This is a genomic window from Streptococcus sp. 1343, from assembly GCF_013277355.1.
Taxonomy (GTDB): Bacteria; Bacillota; Bacilli; order Lactobacillales; family Streptococcaceae; genus Streptococcus; species Streptococcus pseudopneumoniae.
On the sequence record NZ_VMMT01000038.1, the window covers coordinates 17,176 to 42,879 of the forward strand.

A 25,704-nucleotide genomic window follows, 5' to 3' on the forward strand; every position below is an offset into this window, starting at 1 on the left:
CCTATTAAAAAACCGATATAAATCAATGCCTCCCCGCTTTAGACTTCCCTAACTCCTTTCTTAGTCTAAGCATTTTTTTGAAACAAGAATAAGTTAACCTATTCAGACCAATAGCTAGCAGAATAAAAAGAAACCAAATGCCCCATAACTTGATATCTGTCAAATTTCTCAAGACGATATTGAAAAACAGAACTGAAATAACTGTCCAAGCAAGGCTAAAAAGAGCATAGAGGGGGATGTAAAACCAGTAAAAATAGTAAAAAATTGGGAAAAATTTACTTTCTCTATTATCCTTTTCAATCCAATTGAAAAAGTAAAACCAGGGCAATAAGATTATAAATTTAAACAAATGTTTCATCGATACCTCCTTTTTGATAGCGTTTTCTATTATTTTATTATATCAAAAAAATCTGGAAATGTCATTCCAGATTCTACTTTTTATTTGCGTTTTCTTGCGATGAGATGAATCGGTGTTCCCTCAAAAACAAAGGCCTTGCGGATTTGATTTTCCAAGAAACGCAGGTAAGAAAAGTGCATGAGTTCTTCTTCATTGACAAAGATGACAAAGGTTGGTGGTTTGGTTGCCACTTGGGTCGCATAGAAAATCTTGAGACGTTTTCCTTTGTCTGTCGGTGTTGGGTTGATGGCAATGGCATCCATGATGACATCGTTCAAGACAGCTGATGGAATACGTGTATTTTGACTTTCGCTGATTTGCTTAATCATCTCAGGAAGTTTGTGGAGACGTTGCTTGGTCAAAGCGGATACAAAGATAATCGGTGCGTAAGGCAGGTATTGGAACTGCTCACGGATATCTTCTTCCCAGTTTTTCATAGTGTGGTTATCTTTTTCAAGCGTATCCCACTTGTTGACCACGATAATCATCCCTTTACCAGCTTCATGGGCAAATCCTGCGATACGCTTGTCGTACTCACGAATGCCTTCTTCCGCATTGATGACCATCAAGACCACATCTGAACGGTCAATAGCACGCATGGCACGCATAACAGAGTATTTCTCGGTATTTTCATAAACCTTACCAGACTTACGCATACCAGCCGTATCAATCATGGTAAACTCTTGACCATCTGTATCTGTAAAGTGGGTATCAATGGCATCACGAGTTGTTCCAGCAACAGGACTAGCAATAACACGGTCTTCGCCCAAGATAGCATTGATCAAACTTGATTTTCCAACGTTTGGACGACCAATCAGGCTAAACTTAATGACATCTGGATTTTCTTCTTCATATTCATTTGGAAGGTTTTCCACAATCGCATCTAGTACATCCCCTGTACCGATACCATGGACAGATGAGATAGGCAGTGGTTCACCCAAACCGAGGGCATAGAAATCATAGATATCATTTCGCATCTCAGGGTTGTCCACCTTGTTAACTGCGAGGATAACTGGTTTGTGGGTCTTATAAAGCTTACGGGCTACGTATTCGTCCGCATCGGTAATTCCTTCCTTACCAGACACGACAAAGACGATAACATCGGCTTCTTCCATGGCAATTTCTGCCTGGTGCTTGATTTGTTCCATGAAAGGAGCATCGACATCATCGATTCCTCCTGTATCAATCATGCTAAAGGAACGATTGAGCCACTCACCCGTTGCATAGATACGGTCACGTGTCACTCCTTCGACATCCTCTACAATGGAGATTCGCTCACCAGCGATCCGATTAAATAGGGTTGATTTCCCAACATTGGGACGTCCTACAATGGCAATAGTTGGTAGGGCCATAATTTCTCACTTTCTACAATAATTTCTTCTGTTCAAGATTTTTTCTAGTTGAGCTTGGTTCAGCTTGACCAAACTGTTCTGCTAGGCGCTGACTCCAGCTTGTGGTCGCACGCGCCCCAGCATAGTCAGCCTGTACACGGTCATAAGCCTCAATCACATCAACTGTTTGTTCCTGATATTCTTCCTCAAACACCACTTGATTCAATGGCAAGCGAGGTTTAACTTCATGTTCTTGATTTGGCACACCCAGTGCCATCCCAAAAACAGGATAGGTGTAGTCAGGCAGGTTAAAGAGCTCTGCCACTTCTTCTGATTTGTAACGCACCAAGCCAATAATGACACCACCATAGCCCAAGCTTTCAGCTGCCAGCAGGGCATTTTGACCAGCAAGAGCCGCATCGACTGAACTAATCAAGAGACCTTCTACACCTTGGGGTTGGAATGAATCGGTATGAAGCTGGGCTCCCTTTTCTGCTCGGTTCAAGTCTCCGACAAAGAGAAGGAAAACAGCAGACTGGCGAATAGCTTCTTGAGGTACCAATTCATACAGAGCATCTTTCTTTTCTTGACTTCGTACCACAATCACAGAGTAGGATTGGAAATTCTTCCAAGATGATGCCATCTGGGCTGCTGTTAAAATCTCATTTAAGTCTACTTGGGGAATTTCTTGCTCTTTAAACCTGCGCACTGAAGTATGAGCCTTCATCAATTTAATGGTTTCTGTCATCGACGGTTTACTCCTTCTAAACGAGTCTCCTCAGCCAAATAACGGATGCGTTCCATGACCCGTCTGGCTTCCCAGGTTTCGTCATTTCCATGTTTCACTTTCGCAAAATGCTTCTCCAAATCTTCAAAGTTGAAGTTGGATGTGAAAAAGGTCGGTAAATTTTCCTGCATCCTATATTGGAGAATGACCTGCAGGATTTCGTCACGCACCCAAACGGTTGATTGCTCGGCGCCAATATCATCTAAAATCAGGACCTCAGACAGCTTAATCTCATCCACCAAGGTCTTAACATTGCCATCACTGATAGCATTTTTGACATCAATGACAAAGCTAGGATAGTGGAGGAGAGTTGATGAAACACCACGTTTTTCTGATAAATCATGAGCTAAGGCCGCCACCATGAAACTTTTACCCACACCAAAGTCTCCATATAAGTAAAGACCTTTTCGAATAGCTGGATATTGCTCCACGAAGGCTAGTAGCTTTTCAAAAACTGGTAAGCGCCCCAAATCATCCAAGTCAACTTGAGCCAAACTAGCTTTCTTGAGACTGGCTGGTAGATTGATTAGCTTGAGACGGTTCTTAATAGCCGCTTCTTTTTCAGCCGCGATTAGCTCAGGAGTTTCTTCATAAGAAACATCCGCATAGCCATGATTCATAACCAAAATCGGCTTGTAGCCTTTGGCAATATAATCCGTATCACCACGGAGAAACTTGTCGCGCTCGGTGATGTACTGATTAAACTTGGAGATACTGCGATTCAATTCCTCTGGGGTCAAGGATTCTTGCTGGATAAAGGCCGCAACATCAGGGTCCTTCATGATTTTCTGGACCAAATCTTGATAATGAAAACGGCTAGGTTGACGCTTGAGTACGTCTCCGACACTTTCCATCTAATCTCCTCCTTTTTCTAATCGAGCTAATAGTTCTTGTTTCTTACGTTCTAGTTCCAGACGAGTTTCCTCGCTGGTTTCATTTTTATAATCTGGATTGCTCCACTTGGGTACATTGGACTTGGCAGGACTAGGGGTACTGCTTTTTTGAGCCTGATTCTTCTGCCCACGCTCACGGATTCGCAAGACTGCCTCTTCTGCCGAATGAATCTTTTGATAGGCATAATCATTAGCCACCTTCATGGCATATTTCTCATTGATGTTTGCCGAATCCACCTTATTAAAGGTCAATAAGAGAATGATATTGATGATTTCGTCCAGCAAGCCCAAACCAGCCATCTGTTGCAAGAGTTCTCTTTCTGTTTGGGTGATGGTTCCCTTGCGTGTTTGCTTGATTTCTGCCAAGAACTGCAGGGCAGTTTTACTTTTGGCCTCTTTGATAATGGTTGTTTCCTTAGGACTAAAGTCAGAGGAAACAGGTTTTTGAGCGATTTTTTCCCGCATGCGTTTGGTTGAAATGACTTGGGAAACAGCTGTTGACTTAGCCAATTGATAAGTTTCAAACCAAGTCCATTTCTTCTCCTCGGCAATGGCAAAGAGGTTTAAGACATCGGACTGCTCATCCGCAAAGCGAAGCCCATCTCGAGCCATAAGCTGACGAAAATGATCCAAGTCAAAATCGTTGGCCACTTTCTTCTTGAGACTAAGGTCTTCTTGACTTCCCAGTTCTGCTAAGTCTGGAAAGACTTGATTGAGTGAGACAGGTATTTCTTCACCCTCAGCACTTTCATCTTTCAAATCCTCCACAGCGGCATCACCAATCTTCTTCTCCAAAAGTCTGCGATACACAGGATGCTCCAAGAAATCTTGACTTGAAAGAGGAGCATGGAGGGCTAGCTGATAAACATCCCCCTTTTGATAGAGGGTTAAGAGATTAAAAGCCGATAAGATTTTCAAGGATTTTAAAAATCTGTCCATCCCAAAGTTGAGATGGTTGAGAATACTTGAAAAGAGATATTCCTTTCTGCCATTATCCCAAAAACTGATTGTATAAAGATAAAGGCTCAGTGCCTCCTGACCGATAATCGGGAGGTAGCACTGTACCAGAGATGAGGTATCTTGCGACACCCGATTATTCTTTAGATAAGAAAAACGGTCAATTGGCTTCATTTATCTTTCCTTTTTCTTTTTAGAGGACTGGGTGATTTGTTGGAGCAGACTCTCTAACTCACTGACATCCTTAAAACTACGATAGACACTAGCAAAACGTACATAGGTAATCTCGTCCAATTCAGCCAACTCCTCCATGACGAGTGACCCAATGTCCTCACTTTGAATTTCATTTTCATTTCGACCACGGAGTTTCTGTTCGATACGATTGACTACCATGTTGATTTCATCACTTGACACAGGACGTTTCTGGGCTGAGCGGATAATCCCATTAAAGATTTTATCTCTGGAGAATTGTTCCCGTGTGCCATCTTTTTTAACAACCACTAAGGTTCTTTCTTCTACCCGTTCGTAGGTTGTAAAACGGTGTTGGCATTCGTCGCACTCACGTCTTCTACGAATGGTGTTCCCTTCTTCTGCTTGGCGACTATCGATAACACTTGACTTGGTAGCCCCACATTTTGGACAACGCATCCTTTCCCTCCTTATCGTTTTCTTTTCATTATACCATTTTTTAAACGATTCCCAAAACAATTCTTCTTTTTGCTTGACAAGTTTTTTGTTTTGTTGTATTATTTAATTAAGACAAAAGGGTAAGAGAAAGGAGACTAAGATGTCCTGGACATTTGACAACAAAAAACCCATCTATTTACAGATTATGGAGAAAATCAAGCTTCAGATTGTTTCCCATACACTGGAACCCAATCAACAACTTCCAACCGTGAGGGAGCTAGCTAGTGAGGCTGGTGTCAATCCCAATACCATCCAAAGAGCCTTATCAGACCTTGAACGAGAAGGATTTGTCTACAGCAAGCGAACAACTGGACGATTTGTGACTAAGGATAAGGAGCTAATCGCCCAGTCACGCAAACAATTATCAGAAGAAGAATTGGAACACTTCGTTTCCTCCATGACCCATTTTGGCTATGAAAAAGAAGAACTACCAGGCGTAGTCAGTGATTATATTAAAGGAGTTTAAGCCTATGTCATTACTAGCATTTGAAAATGTATCCAAATCATATGGAGCAACACCAGCCCTTGAAAATGTTTCTCTTGACATTCCAGCTGGAAAAATTGTCGGCCTTCTTGGGCCAAACGGCTCAGGAAAAACAACCCTGATTAAACTAATTAATGGCCTCTTACAACCAGATCAAGGACGTGTCCTCATCAACGACATGGACCCAAGCCCAGCAACCAAGGCCGTTGTAGCTTATTTGCCTGATACGACCTATCTCAATGAGCAAATGAAGGTCAAAGAAGCCCTAACCTACTTCAAGACCTTCTATAAAGATTTCAATCTTGAACGCGCCCATCATCTACTTGCAGACCTCGGCATTGATGAAAATAGTCGTCTCAAGAAACTATCAAAAGGAAACAAGGAAAAGGTACAACTGATTTTGGTTATGAGCCGTGATGCTCGTCTTTACGTTCTGGACGAACCCATTGGTGGGGTGGATCCAGCAGCCCGTGAGTATATCCTCAATACCATTATCAACAACTACTCCCCAACTTCTACCGTTTTGATTTCTACCCACTTGATTTCTGATATCGAGCCAATCTTGGATGAAATTGTCTTCCTCAAAGACGGAAAAGTCGTCCGTCAAGGCAATGTAGATGACATTCGCTATGAGTCTGGTGAATCCATTGACCAGCTCTTCCGTCAGGAATTTAAGGCCTAAGCAAAGGAGATTATTTATGTTTTGGAATTTAGTTCGCTACGAATTTAAAAATGTTAACAAGTGGTATTTAGCCCTTTATGGTGCTGTGCTAGTCCTTTCTGCCCTTATCGGGATACAAGCACAGACCTATAACAATCTGCCTGTCAAAGAAAACCAACCTGTCCTACTCATTTTTCTAGCTACTGTCTTTGGTGGCTTGATGATTACACTGGGGATTTCAACCATTTTCTTGATTATTAAACGCTTTAAAGGTAGTGTCTATGACCGACAAGGCTATCTGACTTTGACCTTGCCAGTTTCTGAGCACTATATCATCACTGCTAAATTAGTCGGAGCCTTTATCTGGTCTATACTTAGCTCGGTTGTACTGGCTCTAAGTGCTTTTCTTATTGTGACTATAACGGTTCCAGAATGGATGTCACATTATGACTTGTTCCCACTTGTAGGAACATACCTTCCTCAACTCTCTCTTGTGGGGTTATCCTTCCTACTAAATACCGTTTCTGGAATCCTCTGCATCTACTTGGCTATTTCCATTGGACAGCTTTTCAATGAATACCGTACAGCACTCGCTGTTGCAGCCTACATTGGGATCCAAATCGTCATTGGCTTTATTGAAGTCTTCTTCAATACCAGTACTAACTTCTATGTCAATTCACTTGCAGGATTTAATGATAATTTCTATATGGGAGCAAGCATAGGCATTGTTAAAGAACTCATATTCATAGCTATCTTTTATCTCGGAACCTACTATATTTTGAGAAACAAGGTTAACTTGCAATAGTTTTAAAATCAAAAAGGATAACATCTCATCACAGAGAGGCTATCCTTTTTGATTTTATCTCATTTTCCGTCTAACTTTATCTTACAGACGAATCCTTCTAACCAATTAATACTCTTCGAAAATCTCTTCAAACTACATCAGCTTCACCTTGCCGTAGGTATGGTTACTGACTTCGTCAGTTCTATCCACAACCTCAAAACCATGTTTTGAGCTGACTTCGTCAGTTCTATCTACAACCTCAAAGCAGTGCTAAGGAGCATATCTATTATGCACCCCCCTATGTCTCTTGGGAAAGGGGAACTAATGAGAATCACAATAGGCTCATTCGGAGATGGTTACCTAAAGGAACTAAGAAAACGACTCCCAAAGAAGTCGCATTCATCGAAAATTGGATTAATAACTATCCTAAAAAACACTTGAACTACAAGTCCCCCAGAGAAGACTTCTTGATGGAGAACTTGAAATTTGGCAATGAAATAAAGACTATACAAATTGATTAGGGAATTTAAAACATAGTAGATTGAAACTAGAATAGTACACCTCTACTTCTAAAACATTCTTAGAAATCGATTTGACTGTCCTGATCGATTTATCCTGTTCTTATTTCATTTCACTATAATTTCTAACAATATTTTAAAAACTGAACCGTACTATTTCAACTTCCATAAATTACAATATTGATAGGCACAGTTCCCATACCTGTCCAAATTCGAATAACGTTTAGTATAAATTAGAATATGACTACAACATCACAAATAATTAGACTATCTATAATATCTACGATGTAACATATACATAGGAAGCACCGTTATCAAGAGCGCCAAGGCTATCAACCAGATAAGATGAAGATACAAACCTGTCACCTCACCTCCCCATATAATACGAATCATGCGGGTAGCGTGATACAAGGGAGAAAACCAAGTCAAATCACCAAGTATTGGGGGCAAGGAAGTAATGGGAAAGAAGGTATCTGAAAACATATAAAGAGGACGGATTACCAAAACATTGTAGTAATTCAGAAATTCCCTAGACGGTGCCAAGTAGGTAAAGATTAGTCCTAAAACACCAAACAAATAACCCACTATAAATAAAATCAGAGGAATCAATAACATCAAGACATGAAAATGCGCTGTGATAAGCATGGAAATCAGCCAAAAAATCCCACCGAAAATCACTGCACGAATACCTGCCCAGATAGCCTGACCCACCACAATATCACTCGTATTGATTGGCGTCATCAACATAGCATCATAAGTCTTTTCAATCTTATACTGGATAAAGGCATTGACCGTTGTTTCTGCGGTGGCCGCAGACATGGCAGTCGCAGCAATTAAACCTGTAATGACAAAATCACGGTAGAGCATACCGTTAACATGCGTCAAATAGGCACCAACTCCAAATCCCATTGCTAAAAGATAAAAGAGGGGGTCGATAAGGTTGGGGACAATTGAAATTTTAAATAAATTTCTAAAACTCATGTAGTTGCGTACCACAACGTGTCCGATGGACTGAAATGATAACTTAAACATGCAAGTCCTCCTTCTCTGTCCCAGTCAACCCCAAAAAAAGCGTCTCAAGGTTGTCAGCATCATACTTGATGAGCAAGTCTTCTACAGTTCCTTCTTCTTTGATAGTCCCTTGGTGGAGCATCAGCACCCTATCTGTCAAATATTCAATCTCATTCATATAGTGGGAAGTAATAATGATAGAAACACCTAATTCCTTCAACTCCAAAAGTTTATCCCAAATAATATTGCGGGATTGAATGTCTAAACCAACTGTCGGTTCATCTAAAATGATAATATCAGGCCGATTGATGAGAGCTCTTGCCAAGACAAGACGTCGTCGCATCCCACCCGACAGCTGATTCACCATCTTTTGCGCATGTTTGCTCAGTTGAACAAAATCCAAGAGAGAATCGATTCTCTTCCTAAGTTCGACAGATGAGATACCATAACATAGACCGTGAGCAAAAAGATTATCATAAACATTCAAGGTCATGTCCAGCATATCCTCCTGCCCTACAATACCCAGACAAGATTTACTCTTACGACGATTGGTTTCAATATTTTGCCCCAAGATATCAATCTCTCCTGAGGAAATTGAGGTCAGTGAGTAAATCATCTTTAAAGTGGATGTTTTGCCAGCACCGTTGATTCCCAAGATACCCAAACACTCTCCTTCTCCCAATTCAAAGCTAATTCCCTTGACAGCTTCATAAGAACCATATTGCTTTTTTAGATTTTTAACACTTAACTTCTTCACTCTTTCTTTCCCCCACAAATAGAGCATGTTGGATACTTTGTTAATTCATCAAAATGTTGTTCGAATGTTATAAAGTCAATTGAGAATCTTTTATTAAATGTTAGCAATGCTTCGTATCCCCAAAAAATATATCTTAAAATTTCAAACGAAATAAAATACCCTTGAAATAGACAAGCAGGACCTAAAGCACCATTCGGAGTTCTGAACATCTCTAGTTCCAATGAATTTGTCATCGTACGAACAGTCTCCAACTCCTCAGCATACTCAGGAATTTTTTCCAAATCCTCTAAAAACTGACAGTAATAGCACGCTGCTTTATACGGAATAATTGAATATACTTTCCCATTTTTCTTACCCACCACAGCAGACAGACATAATTTATTGTATTGAACACAAGCTTCATTGACCCAAAAATCAATATAGCCTGTTGGATAATCTGCAACATTTACTACGATATCACATTTTGAAGTTTTTATTAACTCATCAACATCCTCTTTTGAACCTATCTCTTTATCAAGTACCTCAAATTCAATTAAAGGATTAAACTTTCTAAGCGACTCTTTTGCAGCCTCTACTTTTCTTTTTCCAATATCAGATGTCGAATACAAAATTTGTCTATTGAGATTACTAGCTTCGACCGTATCAAAATCAACTGCTGTAATATGCCCTATACCTAATTCAGCCAATGCTAGACAGATATTACTTCCTATACCACCAATACCTAAGAGCAAAATACGCGTCTTTTTTAATTTTAACTGATAATCATATTTTGTTAAAGATAATGTATCTAAAGTATTAAAAAAGTTAAGATTTACGGAATATCTGTCCAATTCTTCTGAAGTTAATTCAGTTGTAGTAACAAAATTATCCTCCAAATACCCTAGTGTATCTAGTAAAGAAATACTTTCTTCTACATCATTAGAAGACAAGTTATCAACTAAACTACAAATTTCATTGATTGTGTGTTTTCCATTGAGGAGCTTAATGAGCTGAGTATACTTCTCATCCAGATTCTCAATCTCAATACCATAATCTTTTCCTATACCTAATCTAATTTTATCCTTTAAAAATAGGACACTATGAATATCTTTAATTTTAGGTAAATTCAATTCTATTTCCTCCTAAAATAGACAAAAGGAATGGAAAAATCCATTCACTTTTGAAAAAATGTTGAGAATGTAATCTTAAGATTAACGTCCTTCAACTGTGGATACTGCTGCAATTACTTTTGTAATTTCACCTCCATTTAAACTCAGACAATAAAATTTAAAATATTCTCTAGTAAAACATTTTAAAAATCTATTTATCTTGTGCTTTAATTATAGTATAATAAAAGATAGAAAATCATCGATATATGAAATTCGGAGAAAATTTTTATGGAACCAGATATTTTCATCATCACAAAACTCTTATCAGACCCTTCTCGGATGCACATTTTAGATATTCTAATGGATGGAAAAGCTCACACGGTTAACGAAATTGCCAGCTTTACCAAAATCAAGCAACATACTGTCAGCTATCACCTCAAATTACTTACCGAAGCACAGGTAACCACTCTACAAACCTATGGACGTTTTCATTATTATTCCTTAAAAAGTGCTGCCATTGCAGAAATGCTGGAATTTCTCAGCTTCTACTCTCCTCAGCGTGATGTCAAAAGTTATAAACAACACATTCACAAAAAGGAATTAAAGGTCGCTCGCACCTGCTATGACCATATTGCTGGTGAGCTTGGCATTTCCATTACCAATTATCTCTTGCAAGAAAATCTCCTCAGCGAATCAGAAAAAGACTTCCAACTCACTGAAGCTGGGAAGTCTTATTTCCAAAGAAAATTACACATTGATACGGATGAATTGAAAAAGAAAAAACGGAAATTTTGCCCTAAATGTTTGGATTGGAGCGAACGTAAAAATCATGTCGGCGGAGCTCTCGGCAATGCTCTTTTAGAATTTTTCAGTGAAAAACAATTGGTCATCCCTGCACAAACGCCACGTTCACTTACCATTACAGAGCAGGGCAAAGAATTCCTCGAAAAGGAGTGGGGGATTTAAACATGGATTTTTAAGCAAATAACTGTCCATACCAATTCTATAACAACCTCTCTATTCCCCTTACTCTCCCAACTGGGCACTGTAGGCGATAATCTGATTAACCGTATCAGACAAGAATTGGATGGTATCACGAAGTGGTTTGTCTGTTGAAATATCGGCTCCGATAATCATGGCTGACTCAAGCGGTGTCTTGCTACCACCTGATTTGAGGAGATTGAGCCAGTCTTCAGCTCCGGTTTCAGAGTTTTTAAGATGAAGGTAACCAGCTGTCGAGATAACTAGTCCTGCTGAGTAAGTATAACTATACAAGCCCATGTAGTAGTGAGCTTGGCGCATCCAAGTCAAAGCTGCATCATCGTCGATTTCAATGGCATCTCCCCAGAAATCGGTCAAAACTTCCTTCATAATGCTGTTGAGCTTACTTGCTCCAAAGGTCTCCCCTTCTTCAATCAATGTATACACTTTACGCTGGAATGCTGCTTCCAAAAGGTGAGTGATAAAGTTATGGAAGTAGGTGTCTGTCAAGCGGTGAGCCAGAGCGAAGCGTTTTTGACGAGGGTCGTCAGACTGATGCTCCAAGTAATCACTGAGAAGCAATTCATTGAAAGTTGACGGCGCTTCAACATAGTAAGTCGACATGTGAGCATTGAAGTAACTCTGATGATTGTCTGAAAAGATGAATTGACCAGAATGCCCGATTTCATGAATCAAGGTATAGACATCGCTCAAACGGCCTGTCCAGCTCATGAGGACATAAGGGTGCACGCGATATGAATCCGCCGCATAACCGCCGGAATCCTTGCCACTGTTAGCAGCAAAGTCCACCCAGCGCTCTTCTTGATAGCGAGCAACTTCCTGACAATATTCCTGCCCCAAAGGTTCTACCGACTTCATGACCAAATCATAGGCGTCGTCAATAGTCACTTGAGGATTGAGGGCGCTATCCAAGTCCAATTTCCAGTCTGCAAAGGTCATCTTTTCAAGGCCATTCACCTTGGCAACATGCTTGAGGTATCTCTGAGCAACGGGCGCAAAATCCTTCATGATGAGGTCAATCTGACGATCAAACATAGCACGGTTCACTTCTTGCTCAGCCAGGAGATAATCAAAGACTGAGTCGTAACCCTTCATATCTGCTAGTAGTTTTTCAGACTTGACTTGGGCTAGATAGGCTGCAGCGGCCGTATTTTGGTGCTTACGAAGTCCCTCTGAGAAGGAACGGAAGGATTTCTCACGAACCTCAGCATCCTCATGATTTTGGTAGAAATTTTCATAGGTCACAAAGCTGTTTTTGTAGGTCTTGCCATGGGCTTCAAAGTCAGCCATTTCAAAATCCCCAGCACGCATCTTAGTATAAATATCCTGCGGACTGTAGAAAACTTCACCGAGATTGGTCAAGGCCTTCTCCACATCAGCCCCTAGATAGTGGGCTTTTTTGATTTTGGCCTGACGAATGGCCGCCGTCAAATGAGGCAATTTACCCAAACGGTCCAAGACTTCCTCATCAGCTTCCACCAAGGCATCGTCAAAGAAGGTCAAGGCTACGCTGGCGTCTGTTTCAAATTCCATCCCAGCTTGGGCGATATTAGCAAAATCCTCATTGCTATAGTCTGTCGTCTGCGGCATAAAGCCATAGTTGCCAATATGGCTCATCTGAATGTAGATTTGTTCCAATTCCGCAAAGGCCTTTTCAAAATCCTCAAAAGTATGAAGATTTCCCTTGTAATCACGACTAAATTGGTTGATGTCTTCACGAGCCTTCTCGATCGCACGCAAGAAATCCTCACGGTCTTGATATAGGGCTGTTAAATCCCAAAGTTCCTTCTCTGGAAATTCTGAACGGTGTTTTTGTTCCATTTTCTTCCTCTTATTTCTCTAATTCTAATAAAACACTAAGGGCTGATAAGGCGTAAAGCGGTGCTGTTTCTGCTCGCAAGATACGAGGGCCAAGTCCTGCCAATACTGCTCCCTTAGCTTCGAAACTCTCAATTTCTGCAGGTGACAGACCGCCTTCTGGTCCAAATATAAAGAGCAATTTGGCTCCTTTTTCAAGACCAGAGACTGCTTGCAAGAGAGCAGTGGCTTCACCGTCTTTAGCAGACTCTTCATAAGCTACTATGATAGAGTCAAACTGGTCCAACTGAGCTAGAAAATCGGCTTTTTTCTCGAAAAGCTTGATACTTGGAACAACATTACGCTTGCTTTGTTCTGCTGCTCCAAGGGCAATTTTTTCTAATTTTTCAACCTTTTTATCCAATTTCTTGCCATCCCACTTGGTAACTGACCAGTCGGCAGGAAAGGCCCAGATTTGGCTAGCACCCAGTTCGGTTACTTTTTGAGCGATGAACTCCAGCTTGTCTCCCTTGGGAAATCCAGATGCGATGGTCACTTGGATTGGTAATTCCACATTGTCAGCTAATTCTTGGACCAACTCAAACTGACGGGCTTCCACATCCAGCACGCACGCCAAACGTTTTATGCCATCATCAAAGACCAAGGTCACTTCATCATCTTCTTTCAGGCGCATAACCTGAAACATATGCTTGCTGGTTTCCTTGTCCTCGATGGTGACAGGAGAGACTGCACTCCCCTTGACAAAATACTGCTGCATGCTAGCCTCCAATCACACCTGAAATATCCTTGGTTTTCTTAAAGACACAGGCATTCCATTCCCCTTGAACCATGTGGGTTTCAAGGAAAAATCCAGCTGACTCAGCCGACTCGCGCACCATGTCCCACTTGTCCTTGATAATGCCACTCATGATGAGGTAGCCTTCATCCTTTACCAAGCGATAAGCATCCTCCGTCAGATGAATGAGAATATCCGCCAAGATATTAGCCACGATGACATCTGCTTCAATCTCAACTCCCTTAAGCAAGTCTCCTGCTGCTACATGGATATTTTCCATACCAGTGTTGAGCTCAATATTTTCCTGAGCGACACGAACCGCCACATCATCCAAGTCATAGGCGAAAATCTCCTTGGCACCTAGGAGTGAGCTTGCAATAGAAAGAACCCCTGAACCAGTCCCTACATCTAGCACTGTTTCGCCACCACGAAGAACCTGTTCCAAGGCAAAGAGGCTCATCTTGGTTGTTGGGTGGGTCCCTGTCCCAAAGGCCATACCAGGATCCAGCTTGATAATCTTTTCTCCTGCTGTTGCCTCATAGTCCGTCCATGACGGTACGATGGTCAGGTCATGAGTGATGCGTGCCGGTTCATAATACTTCTTCCAGTTGTCAGCCCAGTCTTCCTCAGCCAAGGCAGTCGTGCCCATCTTGACTTCTCCTAGGTCCATAAAGTCGGTCAATTCTGCCAGACGAGCCTGCAAATCCGCTTCAACTGCTGCTACATCAACCGTTTCAGGGTAGTAGGCGGTCACTACGATTTCTTCCTGTTGCTCCACCTCTGGGAAAATTTCACCGAATCGGTCCACATTTCCCACATAGTCCATGCTGTCTTCAATTGCTACCCCTTGCGCTCCCAGCTCAATCAAGAGATTGGAAACCAACTCCTCTCCCTCACGCTTCACTGTAACTTTTAACTCTTGCCATGTTTCCATTATTAAGATACCAAGCCCGTAAAACACAAAGCCAAAATAGGAAACTCTCTGAAGACGTTTGTGTCTAAGAGAAGTTTATCTTTTTGGCACAGTGTTTAGGGCGGGTTCAGTTTAGAAATGTAACTGAACCATCCTTTCTAATCACTTACTTTTAAATAATCTTTTAATCTCTCTTGCAACTGAGGCACAACTTGACTGGAACTAAGAAATTCCTCAACATTCATCAGCTGATAGCCCTGTCCTTCATCTCCGAAGATGATATTGTCAAATTGTTCTTGTCTTAGCTGACCAACCATAAAGACCGATTTCTTGCCTTTAAAAATTACGCTAGGATAAATCTTGCTCCAAAGCAGACAGTCTTCATCTAAATGAATTCCCAGTTCCTCATAAACTTCACGCCGAGCGCATTCAAAAGGGCTTTCGTCCCCTTCACGGCCACCACCTGGCAACTCCCACATGTTGGGACAAGGGATATCGTCCTTGTCATCACGCAAAATCGTCAGTAGCTTATCCCCACAAAAGAGGGCAATCTTGCAACCTTGGAAATCAGAAATTTCTAGTTCCATCTTCAGTTCCTTCTAACATTTCCTTTTCCAGCTCTGCTAACAAGTTTTCATAATAGCGTTTCTCGTCCCTCAACATTCGACTACTATCCATTTTCTGTCTAGCAATCTTGAGAGCCTTACGAGTTCGATCTACATCTTTCTTCACCTTTAATTGATACCAGGCTTGTATCACTTGAAGATTGGACAGTTTGAGAGACAGAAACGATTTGACCTGTCGAATACTAGCATATTGCTCCGCTTGCTCAAAATCTCCTTCCAACAAGGCGATATGAAGCAGGGATAGTTGGGCAACTGTCTGCATCATCGGAGTAGTTGTCCTCTCAAGTAATGCTTGAAACTGCTGTTTAGCTACTTCTTCCTTCCCTTCCAAAATGGAAACTTCACCTTGCATACCTAATACACCATCCGCAAAACTCCCTCGTGCATCCTCAGGAACTGCTTGAACAAAGTCTTTCAAATCATATTCTTGAGGAGCAAGCAAAGTTTGAGCAGAATGTCTCAATACCAGGTAGGCGTATTTGGTATTTTCAGGGTGTTGTAGTAATTCCCAAATTTTTGCTCCATCGGTGATGTCGACTGGCAAAATGTTATTTAGGAAGAAAGATAAATTAAGAAAAATCCAAGTCCCTGCAAAATACCAGCTTCTTGTCAAAAATCCAAACACTATCGCCAATAATATCAAGCCGAGATGAACCATCAAGCCTCCTGAAAGCATCAGGATGATTCTTTGATCGCTTTCATCCTCTTTTAAACCAATGTATTGAGCACCAACATTTTTCAGAATGGCTGTTCTACTAAGATGAAACCTGCCTGACTTTTTGGTCAAAATAAAATGTCCTAATCCAAAAGCCACCAGCCGATAGCCTGTCAAGTAGCCACAAAAAGCATGACCCAGTTCATGAAGAATAAAGATTAAATACATGCTTAGAAGAGCGAAGGCATAACCAAAAGTAAAGGCTAAAACTGCGGAATACCCCAACTCTGCAAATGCGATTGTTCCACAAGCAAAAGCTAGCATAATAAAGACAACAGCTAGCACATAAACCAAATAAGTCCCAATTTTCTTCATAACACCTCCAACCAACTCCTAGTATCTTGGATAAGGATAAAATTCTCCCTCTTCCAAGCCAACTTTTCCTTCTTCAAAGACTTCTTGATTCCATTCCATAACAAATTCCTCTGCTTCTGGATCTTCCAAAAAGTCCATGAGGGTATCTAGCCCAACCTCAGCAGTATCTTTAAGGAAAAGGGCAAAATAAGCTAAAAATTCACGGGAAAATCCTTTTTTAGGCAGGTAAGGAATAACAGTCAAATAGTCTTCCTCATTGACTGTTGACTTGGCAGGATTGTAGAAAAGGACCGCTTCCTCAAAAAGAATGTCATCTGATGAAACCTCTCCGTCTTCATCCACCATCTCCACACCTGCAGCATTTTGCGCTTCCAATAGAAAACTCACTTCTACCGCATGGTTGCGTTTGTCCCAGCTAATCTCAAAGTCAAAGGGAAAGTTCTTGTCCAACTCTTCCTCTAAAACATCTAAAAATCCGTATGTTGCCATTTTGTCCTCTTTCTATGCGACTCTTTAATCGCCCCGATTGCTCGGAAATATGCTAAAATAGATACTACCATCTTACCACAAAATTATTTTATGTCCTAATTATACCATATTACCTCATTTAAACCCTTGGTATCAGTGATTTTCTTAAAAGTCTGATTTCTTCATTTCTCATAAAAATCAATATAAAAAGCCCGCGAAAGGGCTAATAAATCTATAAAATCAATAGGCGAGTAACTAGCACAAGTGGACGTGCTTTTTTATTGACTATTACCACGATACCACGCTTAATCTTAGGCTTGAACTTTCTTATCTGCAATAGCGTCTGTCAAAGTCTGAGAAAAGTTAAGTCCCATTTCTCGTCCCAACTTATCTGCCCATTTTGGTATGGTCAAAGTCTTTTTAATGGGTTCCTGACTTCCTAGGTATTCTGATACATCAACAGATACCATAGAAATAAAAGATTTATCAAGGTCATAGGTTGACACGAAATCTTCATCATCTTTAAAAGGATCATTATCAATTAAAGACAAGCTATTGATATCTGATGGCTGAGGTAACTCTCCATCACTCTCTATCAAATCTGCAACAGTTATCCCTAGCCACTCCGACCCCATAGCCAAAGCCTCAGAAATCCCCTCTCCTTGTGTAGCTGAGTATTCAAAATCTGGGAAATGGACAAAATAAGTCGCTTCTGTTCCGTCTGTGTCGTCATAATAAAATAAAGCTGGATACGTAACTAACATTTCACTACCTCCATATCAAAAAGCAGGGACTGAATTTTACAACCCAGCTTGCTTTCTTATCCCTCTTTCAGTGTACTTATTCAGCTCACCATGAGGGATTGTGATAGGTCTTTCCCCTTGCTTTTCCATTTTAATATGGGAACCTTTACCGCCTCTAGTCTTTATCCAACCATGGACCGTAAGGAGTTTAACCATCTCTTTTTGTGTCATAGGCATAGCGCTTTTACCTCCTGACAACACCATTATAACACGTGTTACACGTATTGTAAAGGAGTGATACTTATTATTCTATTATACATAAAAGCCCCTAGATGTGGTTCTAAGGGAAGCCAATTTATTCATACCTATTTTCTAATGAGTAGTAAAAACTGCTTCTTTATCGAGCAATTCATCATCTGTATAGTCAATTGTAAAAGTATCTCGATCTAAGACAGATTGAGGCGGAGTTGAATGAATCATAGGAACACTGCGTACTCTATATTTTTTATCTCCAATTTTTACAAACTGATACTCTTCGAAAATCTCTTCAAACCACGTCAACGTCGCCTTACCGTACTCAAGTACGGCCTGCGGCTAGTTTCCTAGTTTGCTCTTTGATTTTCATTGAGTATAAAAATTAATTTGCCTTTCCTAATCGATTTGTTCATATATTATTTTAATATACTATAAATCTAATGTGCAAGGCCTACGTGCCTATTATCTATCGGTGAACCCAAGAGCGACCCTCAAGCCTGCTTGTATTGAGGTAGTAGCTTCAAATGTATGTGGCTAGACTATTTGAAGTATGACGAAAGAAACAATACTCTTCGAAAATCACCAGAAAAGCTAGTTAAACTACTGTCCTTCTGGTGATTTTGCTTGATTTCTAATATTTGAGACATTATTGAGGAGATTTGTCTTGATTTTTTCCTAAAAAAGGGCAGACTCCTCCCTTGGTTTGATGCTCGATTTCTAAAATAAGGTGACTTATTCTGTTAGGCATGTTTTCCCCTGCCCTCTAGCTCTATATGGAACAGGGAGTATCAGATTTATCTGGCAGATTGTATCAAATAAGGCTTGAAATTGTTTTGAATAGGCGTATAGACTTGAGAATTTGAGAATATGTCGTCTAGCAGTAGAGACATATTTTCGGCAATATGAAGGAAGAGAGGTCGAAAACGCTTGATAGTCAAGGCCTTTACTTCATCACCAGCTAGCTGCTTTAAAAAGAGGTAGAGATTATAAGCCAGACAGCCCATCATCATACGTACTTCATTCTTAACCATGGTCGAACTATCTGTCTTATCCCCAAAGAATCCTGCTTTCCTTTCTTTGATAAAGTTTTCAGCATTCCCTCGTTCACGATAGAATTGAAACAGCTCCTCACTATCTACACTGCTTAAATTGGTTACAAGAGGGACCACATCATAGAACAATTCCCCTTCCTGTCTTTGGGAAAATTGGCAAACACGACGTGGCTGGCGCCAAGAATCGGCTTTATAAAGGGACTCTGAATAGGAAGAATGAGGTAAAATACTCAAATCCTCTGAACAAGGCAAGGTTAAATCTCCCAAGCGACTCAGAACAGTGTTCCTTTTCAGTTTGGTCAAATAGGCATGACCTCTATCTTCCAGTAAATCATAGAGTTTTGGGCTCACAAAACCGCTATCCATACGAAAAATCAGATGGTCAAACTGCTCTAAAATGGGGTGAATAAGGGCATCTGCTCCTTCTGAACAATAGCGATTTCCAGAACGTAACTGGGCATTCAGACAATAGCCAGTCTGGCTTTCAAAGGCATAAAGGGGATGATAAGCTGTCACCTGATAATGAGCATTATAGTCGGCTCCCTCTTGATGCCCATAAGTGGTAAAATGAGTGGAATCCACATCAACGATAAGACTGGGTTGGCTTTGCATTTGTAAAAAGAGTTGAACCAGTTCAAAGTTTAGTCTTCGCAAGCTCCCAACAGTTGCTTCTGTTGAACGTGACAGAAAGCGAGACAAGGTTGGTTGAGACGCAACTTGTCCAGTTTCCAACAGTTTTGGAAAATAAGCATCTGATTTTAATTTCTTACAGGCATAGTCTATGTCATAGCCTGTAAGGATTTGAAAGAGAAATTGGATGACAATATCGGCATCCGAATAGTGATAATAGCGTCGTTTATCCTCGCTCACAAGATGTTTTGAAATAGTTTCTTTTAGATTCAACTTTGTGAAGAGTTCTTTGAAGAGCAGAAGACCAGCTTGATTGGTCAGATTTCCACCATCGAAAGAAAAGTGTGATAAAGTATTGTTTTTCGTAGATTTATTTTATATACTGGTCATTGGAATTTCCTTTGTTTTGATTTTGTTTTCGATTATATCATAAAGGAGAAACTCCCTTTTGTCCAGTAAAAACAGCACCCAATGGGTGAAAAGAGAAAGCACCTAGAATCCTCGGTTTCATATCGATTCTGGATGCTTTTTGTGTTAGGTGTGAATAATTGGGGGAGAAAGAGATTGAAGATTGTCAAAAACAGATGAATGAATATATAGACGAGTATGAACATCAAGTGAGGAGATTGGAGAAATTAGTTAACACTATAAATTTTGCAATTGATAGTAAAGAGAGAGGCTTCAACATCCCATTAGAGTAATTTAAATGTATTTTAATTGTTACAGAAATCGTGATAGAATGATTAGCAGTAGTAGATTGGAGGAAATAGTGTGGGAAGCTTATTAGCTACTCGAATTAAGAGCAGAAGAAAAGAATTGAAATTATCTCAGAAAGAGTTAGCTGAAGGAATTTGTAAGCAAGGTCAGATTAGTCGTTTGGAGAACGGAGAATATACTCCAGGTTCAGAATTATTGCATCAACTAGCTAAAAGACTTAGTGTTAGTATGGATTATTTTTTTTGACGAGCAAATTTTGAATGAGAGTACAGAACTTATTTAGTTTAAAAAAATAGTTATAGTTGCTTAGTTTCAAACAAGCATGTTATAATAAAGCCATGGCATATAGTACAGATTTTAAACAGCGAGCATTAGATTACATCAAAGAGGGGCAGAGCCATGTCGAGGCAGCCAAGGTTTTTGATGTTGGCGTCAGAACTCTCTTCACGTGGGAAAAGAACTTACGTGAACAAGGACACTTAGAGAGGAAAAAGCGAGTCGTCAAAAACCGAAAGATTCCTTTAGAGGAATTGAAAGCCTTTGTAGAGGCTCATCCAGATGCTTTTTTACGGGAAATTGCGGCACATTTTGATTGTGCTGTCCCTTCAGTATGGGCAGCTTTAAAGCAGATGAAGGTCACTTCAAAAAAAGATGACGAGCTTTAAGGAACAAGACCCAGAGAAAGTCGCTGAGTTTCTTGATATTTTGGATAACCTAAACGATTTACCAATCGTATATATTGATGAAACAGGAATCGACCGCTACCTCTATCGTCCTTATGCAGGGGCTCCTAGAGGGGAGAAAGTCTATGAAAAGATTAGCGGACGTCGTTTTGAGCGAACTTCAATTGTTGCAGGACAGTCTAACGAATTATAAAAAAGCGTATCATTTATCTGATAGAAGTTTTGATTTCTGGTATGACTTACAATACATATATGTCGAGCTGAATATGTATGAAAAAGCACAAAGATTATTAGAACAATGTCAATTCAAAGTTTCACAGTTAGATTTATCTTTTCTAGAAGATTATTTGGTTATATCTTTAGAAATTTTATATAACTGCAATAAATTTAAACAAATGCAACCATTATTGAAAATTTTAGATACACATTTTAGTGATAATGAAAAATTATCGGATATGAAAGAAACACTAGAAAGTGAAGTGAGCGAATATCATGAATAACTATCGAATTATCTTAAGAAAATATCCTATTGCAATCAATTTTTTTATTTTCAATTTGTTTTTTAAACTATCTATGTATACTTCAAAAACAGTTCATGCACTCTGGTTTGAAATGAATGATAGGCTCCCTAATTATGGTCTATCCTATTCTGCCATGGCATTTGCTGGCATCTTTTCATTTTATATTGGTAAAAAAATAGGACGATTTACCCCTCAAAGAGTGATTCAATGTGGTTTAATTTTATATAGTATTGGCTTATTTTTTAGGATGTTTCCTAATAACTCAGGTATTTCTATAATATCTGGTTTTGTTTCAGGAATCGGTGCTTCGGTAGTGTTGTTATTAATTAGAGTATGGATTGTGGGCATAGGAAGTGAAGAAGAACGTTCCTCTATTGTATCGTTGAAAGAATTTGCAGATGGAGTAGGAAGTTCTTTAGGCATGCTACTAGCAGGTTTTCTTGTCTGGATTTTAACATTCTTGTTTCAAAACGCTACACAATTGACTCTACTTTTTTCGAGCGTCCTTTGCCTGATTACTGTATTTCTAATTCCTCCTATTACTCAATCTCATAATGAGAGTGGCGATTTGGAGAAGGCTGAATTTAAACATTTTGCAAAAGCTAGAACCCTGCTTGTTGGAACTATAATATTCGGCTTCATTATGGGGGGAAGCGTAAGTTTATTTGCTCCATATCTTCCAGTTATTTTAAGCAAACAAGGTATAAATGTATCTGTTATTGGTGTAACATTGACAATTTTAGGACTACTGAGTACTTATTTCTCTTCTCTTTTTTCAGGTCAAAAAACCTCAAAATATAAAGAGTATATCTTTGTGGTCAGTGAAATTTTAGTGGGCTTATCAACAGCTTTATTGATATTTAATATGCAATTTTTATACTTGTTTCTTATTCTTATATGCAGAGCTTTGTTCTTAAATGGTTCTGTAATTAGTCAAGAATTAATGGAGTTGGATATGTATCCTAAAGAACAAATTTCATATTTCTATGGTATATCTCAAACTTCATATTTTATTGGAGATAGTTTAGGTGGATTACTTGGAGGGAATCTGTATGCAAATGATTTACAAAAAACATTAATCATTTTCTTTATCATTTCCACTATAAATGCAATTTCTTTGTTTCTTTTTTATAAGTATATGAAAAAGTAGGTCACAGGATGATGAAAATAAAAAATTTGGATTTAAATGATGCTATATTCCTATCTTATACTCAAGATAGTAAACTTTTATGGCATGATGAATTATTAGTAGATAATAATGGACAAATAATATATGACAAAGAATTTTCTGCAATACTATCAAATGATAATTTTATTTACATATTTAGTCTGGAAAATTCGTATTTAGTGTTATCTAGAATTAATATTAATCTAGAGCTTAAATTGGATACCTATAAACTAGTCAATATATCAGATAAAGCAGAGATACTAAATGTCTATTTTTATAATTCAGATATTGTTGTGATCATTTCTGATGATACAGCTTCTATCTCTCAGTTTCTTATTTCTTTTGAAGAGGAAAAACTTATCACTGCTATGATAAGTAATATTGGGGAGAAACAGGACTTGTATAGAGTCTATAATGATATTGAATTGCGGTTAATTTCCACACCTAATATACAGCCCAATCTAGAAATTGATGGAAAAATTATACAGAATTATCTATGTGATCGAGGCAATATGGTGTGCAGTCTTTACTCTACTACTCGTATATCTCTTTATAATTTCGAAAACGATTCATACTTAATAGAAAGTTTAGACTTGTTTTATCCTATTATTAACGCTATTTTAGACGAGTGGAATCTTTTTGTCATTTTGAATAGATTCGGTCGAACAACTTTAGTTAGTATTGACTTGAAAACAAATATGATTAAAGAATATGATTTTGAAGGGAAGATTGATTTTTGTTTACTTCAAAACAGTAGACTTGTTTTGAAGCATAGTACGATTGAAGGATTCGAGTTTTTACTTTTTGAAGATGGAAAATTTGAGACAATCTATAGAGATATGTCAGAGGAGTTAATAAGCAAAGAATTCTATTTTGAGAAGTTTGAAGGGATTCATTATAAGTCAAATAATCCAGAAAAGTTATTAGTTTCTTTACATGGTGGTCCAGAATCCTATGAATTTAATTCATTTACTAATGCTAAAATATATCGGTTTGCCTTGAACAACTCGGTAGATGTCTTGGTTGCTAATTATATTGGGTCGTCTTATTCAGTTAATACAGAATTATCAAATAAAAATTGGAATTATGTGATAGATGAATTGGTAAGAACGATTGAGTATATAGTGAGTAAAACAGTAAAAGATGTTAAAAAAGTTTATTTATATTCAGGAAGTTTTGGATCTATATTAGGATTACTACTGAGTGCCAGATTTTCTCACAATCTAGGTGGACATATATGCGTTTCCCCTTTGATAGATTTATCTAATCAAATAAAAAAACAAGTGGAATGGAAAGGAAATGGTTTACTGATAAGTTCTCGACAACTGAAATTACAGAAATGTTTTCTGATAAGGTGTGGAAGAAAAATCTTCCTTATAAAACATTCATCATGCAAAGTCCTAGAGATAAAGTTTTAGATTTTTATTATATGAAGTCGACATTGAACAACTATAAATGTTTTGAAATTGATGAATTACCAATAAATGGTCATGGGCCTGAAACTGAATTTGAACTCGATATACTTAATCAAAGTGTTTTAGAAAAAATGAATAAATTATTTGTTGATTGACAATGCTAATTTTCTGTAACCGTCCAATAACGAAGTATATTGAAAAATCTCCATATTAGGAACTATCCGTGAGTTCTCTAATCTGGAGATTTCTTATAGGGGTTGGAGCTCTTCTTGACGTTTCTGTAGTCGTTCATCAGCTGGCAAAACCTCCCAGTCTCTTTCCAAGGCAAATAACTGGTCACAATAAGCTAAACCTTTAGCTCCTAAGGATGAGTTATCTGCTTGCTTGGGGGTGGATTCAAAAAACTTCCTTCTCACATGCGCCCAACATCCAACAAGTTCAGCTTCTTCCAGTTGACGATAAGCTTCTAGCGGTTCGCAGTTTACCAAGCTTAGCGTCGCCTTGCTCCTAAACCTTGGACTGCTATCGCATAGGCAGAACTAGAGGACTAAAGTCCTAAGTTACTGCCGCAACATATCACAATGCACATAGCCAGAATAGTCTCCTAGGAAGTCTTGTACTACTGAACCACTTCGACGCTGATCATGGTGGTACAGCGTGATTCCTTGCTTCTCAGCTTTCCCAGACAAAAAAGTCCAATAGTAAGTCAGCTGACTAGCACTCTCTAGAACCCGATAATAGGTTTCAGCCGCATGAAGAAGAGCTTGTTCTAACAACTTTTCTCGTAAAAGCTTATAAAGGGACTCTAAATAATATTGACTCGCCTTGATATGCCAATTAGAGATTTCCTTACGTGTGATTGGTAAACCCATCCTAGCCCAATCTTCTTCTTGGCGATAATTGGGGACCTTCAGATTAAACTTCTGATGGATGGTATGAGCGATAATAGAAGCTGAGCCAAGGCTATGCGCCAAAGGGGCTTTAGGAATAGGAGCTTTCACAATTTTATCACTCGGATTTTTCTCACTGCATGCTTGGCATTTGTAGGAGTGTTGGATATGATCTATGCGTTTTAATTGCGCAGGAATAAAGACTAATTCTTGGCCTTGAAGACTCGCTCCAATCTCTTTTAGCTCTCCCTGACAGTCAGGGTAAATGCAATCCTCTAAGCGATGATGGAGTTCTTCTGAATCGAATTGGGCAAGAAGAGCTTGACGTTTCCCTTTAGCTTTCTTACGTTTATAGGTGATTTCTTCTCTTTCAACTGGGAACATCTCCATCTTCATCAGATGGAGACTCTTCCTCAAAAAGGTTGACTTGTCCAGGGGGCAAACACTTTTCTCAGAGGATTTTCCATAGAGCTTTTGCGTTAGATAAGCCACTTGTTCACGAAGAAGGGCAAGTTCATTGGTGAGACTATCAATTGTAGCACTCTGTTGTTGAATGAGTTTTAATAAGTCTTTCATCATCTTCCCTCTCTGTTTTCTAACTTTATTATACTAAAAAGAAAGTCCTCATTTCAATAGAAATCAC

General features: G+C 39.2%; 26 protein-coding genes and 4 pseudogenes. 10 read left to right on the forward strand and 20 right to left on the reverse strand.

The window, feature by feature from the left end:
- Positions 1–22: 22 nt before the first annotated feature.
- The 6 genes from HT709_RS11805 to nrdR form a co-directional block, all read right to left on the reverse strand.
- On the reverse strand, positions 23–358 hold the full coding sequence (locus tag HT709_RS11805; RefSeq protein ID WP_000681324.1) for a hypothetical protein: 336 nt from the start codon (positions 356–358) through the stop codon (positions 23–25).
- 80 nt (positions 359–438) lie between these two features.
- Positions 439–1,749, reverse strand: coding sequence for a ribosome biogenesis GTPase Der (gene der / locus HT709_RS05990; RefSeq protein ID WP_001207696.1), 1,311 nt, complete (start codon positions 1,747–1,749; stop codon positions 439–441).
- 13 nt (positions 1,750–1,762) lie between these two features.
- Positions 1,763–2,476, reverse strand: a complete 714-nt coding sequence (locus HT709_RS05995; protein WP_023935676.1) for an NADPH-dependent oxidoreductase — start codon at positions 2,474–2,476, stop codon at positions 1,763–1,765.
- On the reverse strand, positions 2,473–3,369 hold the full coding sequence (gene dnaI, locus HT709_RS06000; RefSeq protein WP_023935675.1) for a primosomal protein DnaI: 897 nt from the start codon (positions 3,367–3,369) through the stop codon (positions 2,473–2,475). The genes HT709_RS05995 and dnaI overlap by 4 nt, the downstream gene beginning before the upstream one ends.
- The gene (locus HT709_RS06005; RefSeq protein ID WP_023935674.1) at positions 3,370–4,539 is read right to left on the reverse strand and encodes a replication initiation and membrane attachment family protein; all 1,170 of its coding nucleotides are present in this window, start codon (positions 4,537–4,539) and stop codon (positions 3,370–3,372) included.
- Complete coding sequence (nrdR, locus tag HT709_RS06010) at positions 4,540–5,013, reverse strand: transcriptional regulator NrdR (RefSeq protein ID WP_001203672.1); 474 nt, start codon at positions 5,011–5,013, stop codon at positions 4,540–4,542.
- 139 nt (positions 5,014–5,152) lie between these two features.
- Here nrdR and HT709_RS06015 point away from each other — a divergent pair, with 139 nt between their 5' ends.
- The 4 genes and pseudogenes from HT709_RS06015 to HT709_RS06030 all read left to right on the forward strand — a co-directional run.
- Positions 5,153–5,518: a GntR family transcriptional regulator gene (locus HT709_RS06015; RefSeq protein WP_000119153.1), complete on the forward strand. Its 366-nt coding sequence runs from the start codon at positions 5,153–5,155 to the stop codon at positions 5,516–5,518.
- 4 nt (positions 5,519–5,522) lie between these two features.
- On the forward strand, positions 5,523–6,218 hold the full coding sequence (locus tag HT709_RS06020; protein WP_054388000.1) for an ABC transporter ATP-binding protein: 696 nt from the start codon (positions 5,523–5,525) through the stop codon (positions 6,216–6,218).
- Between the two features lie 16 nt (positions 6,219–6,234).
- Complete coding sequence (locus HT709_RS06025) at positions 6,235–7,002, forward strand: membrane protein (protein ID WP_023935671.1); 768 nt, start codon at positions 6,235–6,237, stop codon at positions 7,000–7,002.
- Between the two features lie 251 nt (positions 7,003–7,253).
- Positions 7,254–7,502: pseudogene (locus HT709_RS06030) on the forward strand (hypothetical protein); the annotation flags it as partial.
- Positions 7,503–7,766: 264 nt separating this feature from the next.
- Here the strand turns inward: HT709_RS06030 and HT709_RS06035 are convergent.
- The 3 genes from HT709_RS06035 to HT709_RS06045 are packed head-to-tail and all read right to left on the reverse strand — an operon-like array spanning position 7,767 to position 10,376.
- Positions 7,767–8,531, reverse strand: coding sequence for an ABC transporter permease (locus tag HT709_RS06035; RefSeq protein ID WP_000475592.1), 765 nt, complete (start codon positions 8,529–8,531; stop codon positions 7,767–7,769).
- Complete coding sequence (locus tag HT709_RS06040; protein ID WP_000966495.1) at positions 8,524–9,294, reverse strand: ABC transporter ATP-binding protein; 771 nt, start codon at positions 9,292–9,294, stop codon at positions 8,524–8,526. Before HT709_RS06040 ends, HT709_RS06035 begins: the two co-directional genes overlap by 8 nt.
- Entirely contained in the window at positions 9,264–10,376 is a 1,113-nt protein-coding gene (locus HT709_RS06045; RefSeq protein WP_054387999.1) for a ThiF family adenylyltransferase, read from the reverse strand. The genes HT709_RS06040 and HT709_RS06045 overlap by 31 nt, the downstream gene beginning before the upstream one ends.
- A gap of 267 nt (positions 10,377–10,643) precedes the next feature.
- On the opposite strand from HT709_RS06045, the gene HT709_RS06050 reads away from it, so the two are divergent.
- A complete protein-coding gene (locus tag HT709_RS06050; protein ID WP_000433071.1) occupies positions 10,644–11,321 on the forward strand; it encodes a metalloregulator ArsR/SmtB family transcription factor in 678 nt (225 codons plus the stop codon).
- A 60-nt stretch (positions 11,322–11,381) separates the two neighbouring features.
- Here the strand turns inward: HT709_RS06050 and pepF are convergent, their stop codons facing one another.
- From pepF to HT709_RS06100, 10 genes and pseudogenes are all read right to left on the reverse strand, one after another.
- Positions 11,382–13,178: an oligoendopeptidase F gene (gene pepF, locus HT709_RS06055; protein WP_138701971.1), complete on the reverse strand. Its 1,797-nt coding sequence runs from the start codon at positions 13,176–13,178 to the stop codon at positions 11,382–11,384.
- A 10-nt stretch (positions 13,179–13,188) separates the two neighbouring features.
- Positions 13,189–13,932 (reverse strand): 16S rRNA (uracil(1498)-N(3))-methyltransferase, encoded by a 744-nt coding sequence (locus tag HT709_RS06060; protein ID WP_138699915.1) that lies wholly within the window; start codon positions 13,930–13,932, stop codon positions 13,189–13,191.
- 1 nt (position 13,933) lies between these two features.
- Positions 13,934–14,884, reverse strand: coding sequence for a 50S ribosomal protein L11 methyltransferase (gene prmA / locus HT709_RS06065; protein WP_000451162.1), 951 nt, complete (start codon positions 14,882–14,884; stop codon positions 13,934–13,936).
- Between the two features lie 137 nt (positions 14,885–15,021).
- On the reverse strand, positions 15,022–15,450 hold the full coding sequence (locus HT709_RS06070; protein ID WP_000418168.1) for an NUDIX hydrolase: 429 nt from the start codon (positions 15,448–15,450) through the stop codon (positions 15,022–15,024).
- Positions 15,431–16,519: a site-2 protease family protein gene (locus HT709_RS06075; RefSeq protein WP_000719722.1), complete on the reverse strand. Its 1,089-nt coding sequence runs from the start codon at positions 16,517–16,519 to the stop codon at positions 15,431–15,433. Before HT709_RS06075 ends, HT709_RS06070 begins: the two co-directional genes overlap by 20 nt.
- An 18-nt stretch (positions 16,520–16,537) precedes the next feature.
- A complete protein-coding gene (locus HT709_RS06080) occupies positions 16,538–17,008 on the reverse strand; it encodes a DUF3013 family protein (protein WP_000257101.1) in 471 nt (156 codons plus the stop codon).
- 290 nt (positions 17,009–17,298) lie between these two features.
- Positions 17,299–17,751: a type II toxin-antitoxin system HicB family antitoxin gene (locus HT709_RS06085; protein ID WP_000961810.1), complete on the reverse strand. Its 453-nt coding sequence runs from the start codon at positions 17,749–17,751 to the stop codon at positions 17,299–17,301.
- Between the two features lie 36 nt (positions 17,752–17,787).
- Positions 17,788–17,967 carry a type II toxin-antitoxin system HicA family toxin gene (locus HT709_RS06090; RefSeq protein WP_054387996.1) on the reverse strand — a complete coding sequence of 60 codons (180 nt, stop codon included), beginning with the start codon at positions 17,965–17,967 and terminating at the stop codon, positions 17,788–17,790.
- A gap of 135 nt (positions 17,968–18,102) precedes the next feature.
- The gene (locus HT709_RS06095) at positions 18,103–18,291 is read right to left on the reverse strand and encodes a hypothetical protein (RefSeq protein ID WP_001862821.1); all 189 of its coding nucleotides are present in this window, start codon (positions 18,289–18,291) and stop codon (positions 18,103–18,105) included.
- 426 nt (positions 18,292–18,717) lie between these two features.
- Positions 18,718–20,057: pseudogene (locus HT709_RS06100) on the reverse strand (IS1380 family transposase).
- 381 nt (positions 20,058–20,438) lie between these two features.
- On the opposite strand from HT709_RS06100, the gene HT709_RS06110 reads away from it, so the two are divergent.
- From HT709_RS06110 to HT709_RS06135, 5 genes and pseudogenes are all read left to right on the forward strand, one after another.
- Complete coding sequence (locus HT709_RS06110) at positions 20,439–20,630, forward strand: helix-turn-helix transcriptional regulator (protein ID WP_023934097.1); 192 nt, start codon at positions 20,439–20,441, stop codon at positions 20,628–20,630.
- Between the two features lie 92 nt (positions 20,631–20,722).
- A pseudogene (locus tag HT709_RS11810) lies at positions 20,723–21,245 on the forward strand (IS630 family transposase); the annotation flags it as partial.
- Complete coding sequence (locus tag HT709_RS06125; RefSeq protein ID WP_172925601.1) at positions 21,193–21,567, forward strand: hypothetical protein; 375 nt, start codon at positions 21,193–21,195, stop codon at positions 21,565–21,567. The pseudogene HT709_RS11810 and the gene HT709_RS06125, both read left to right, overlap by 53 nt.
- Complete coding sequence (locus HT709_RS06130) at positions 21,560–22,738, forward strand: MFS transporter (RefSeq protein ID WP_023941358.1); 1,179 nt, start codon at positions 21,560–21,562, stop codon at positions 22,736–22,738. The genes HT709_RS06125 and HT709_RS06130 overlap by 8 nt, the downstream gene beginning before the upstream one ends.
- An 8-nt stretch (positions 22,739–22,746) precedes the next feature.
- Positions 22,747–24,174, forward strand: coding sequence for a hypothetical protein (locus HT709_RS06135; protein ID WP_023934526.1), 1,428 nt, complete (start codon positions 22,747–22,749; stop codon positions 24,172–24,174).
- A gap of 248 nt (positions 24,175–24,422) precedes the next feature.
- On the opposite strand, the pseudogene HT709_RS06145 reads toward HT709_RS06135, so the two are convergent.
- Positions 24,423–25,553, reverse strand: a pseudogene (locus tag HT709_RS06145) (transposase); the annotation flags it as partial.
- Between the last annotated feature and the right edge of the window lie 151 nt (positions 25,554–25,704).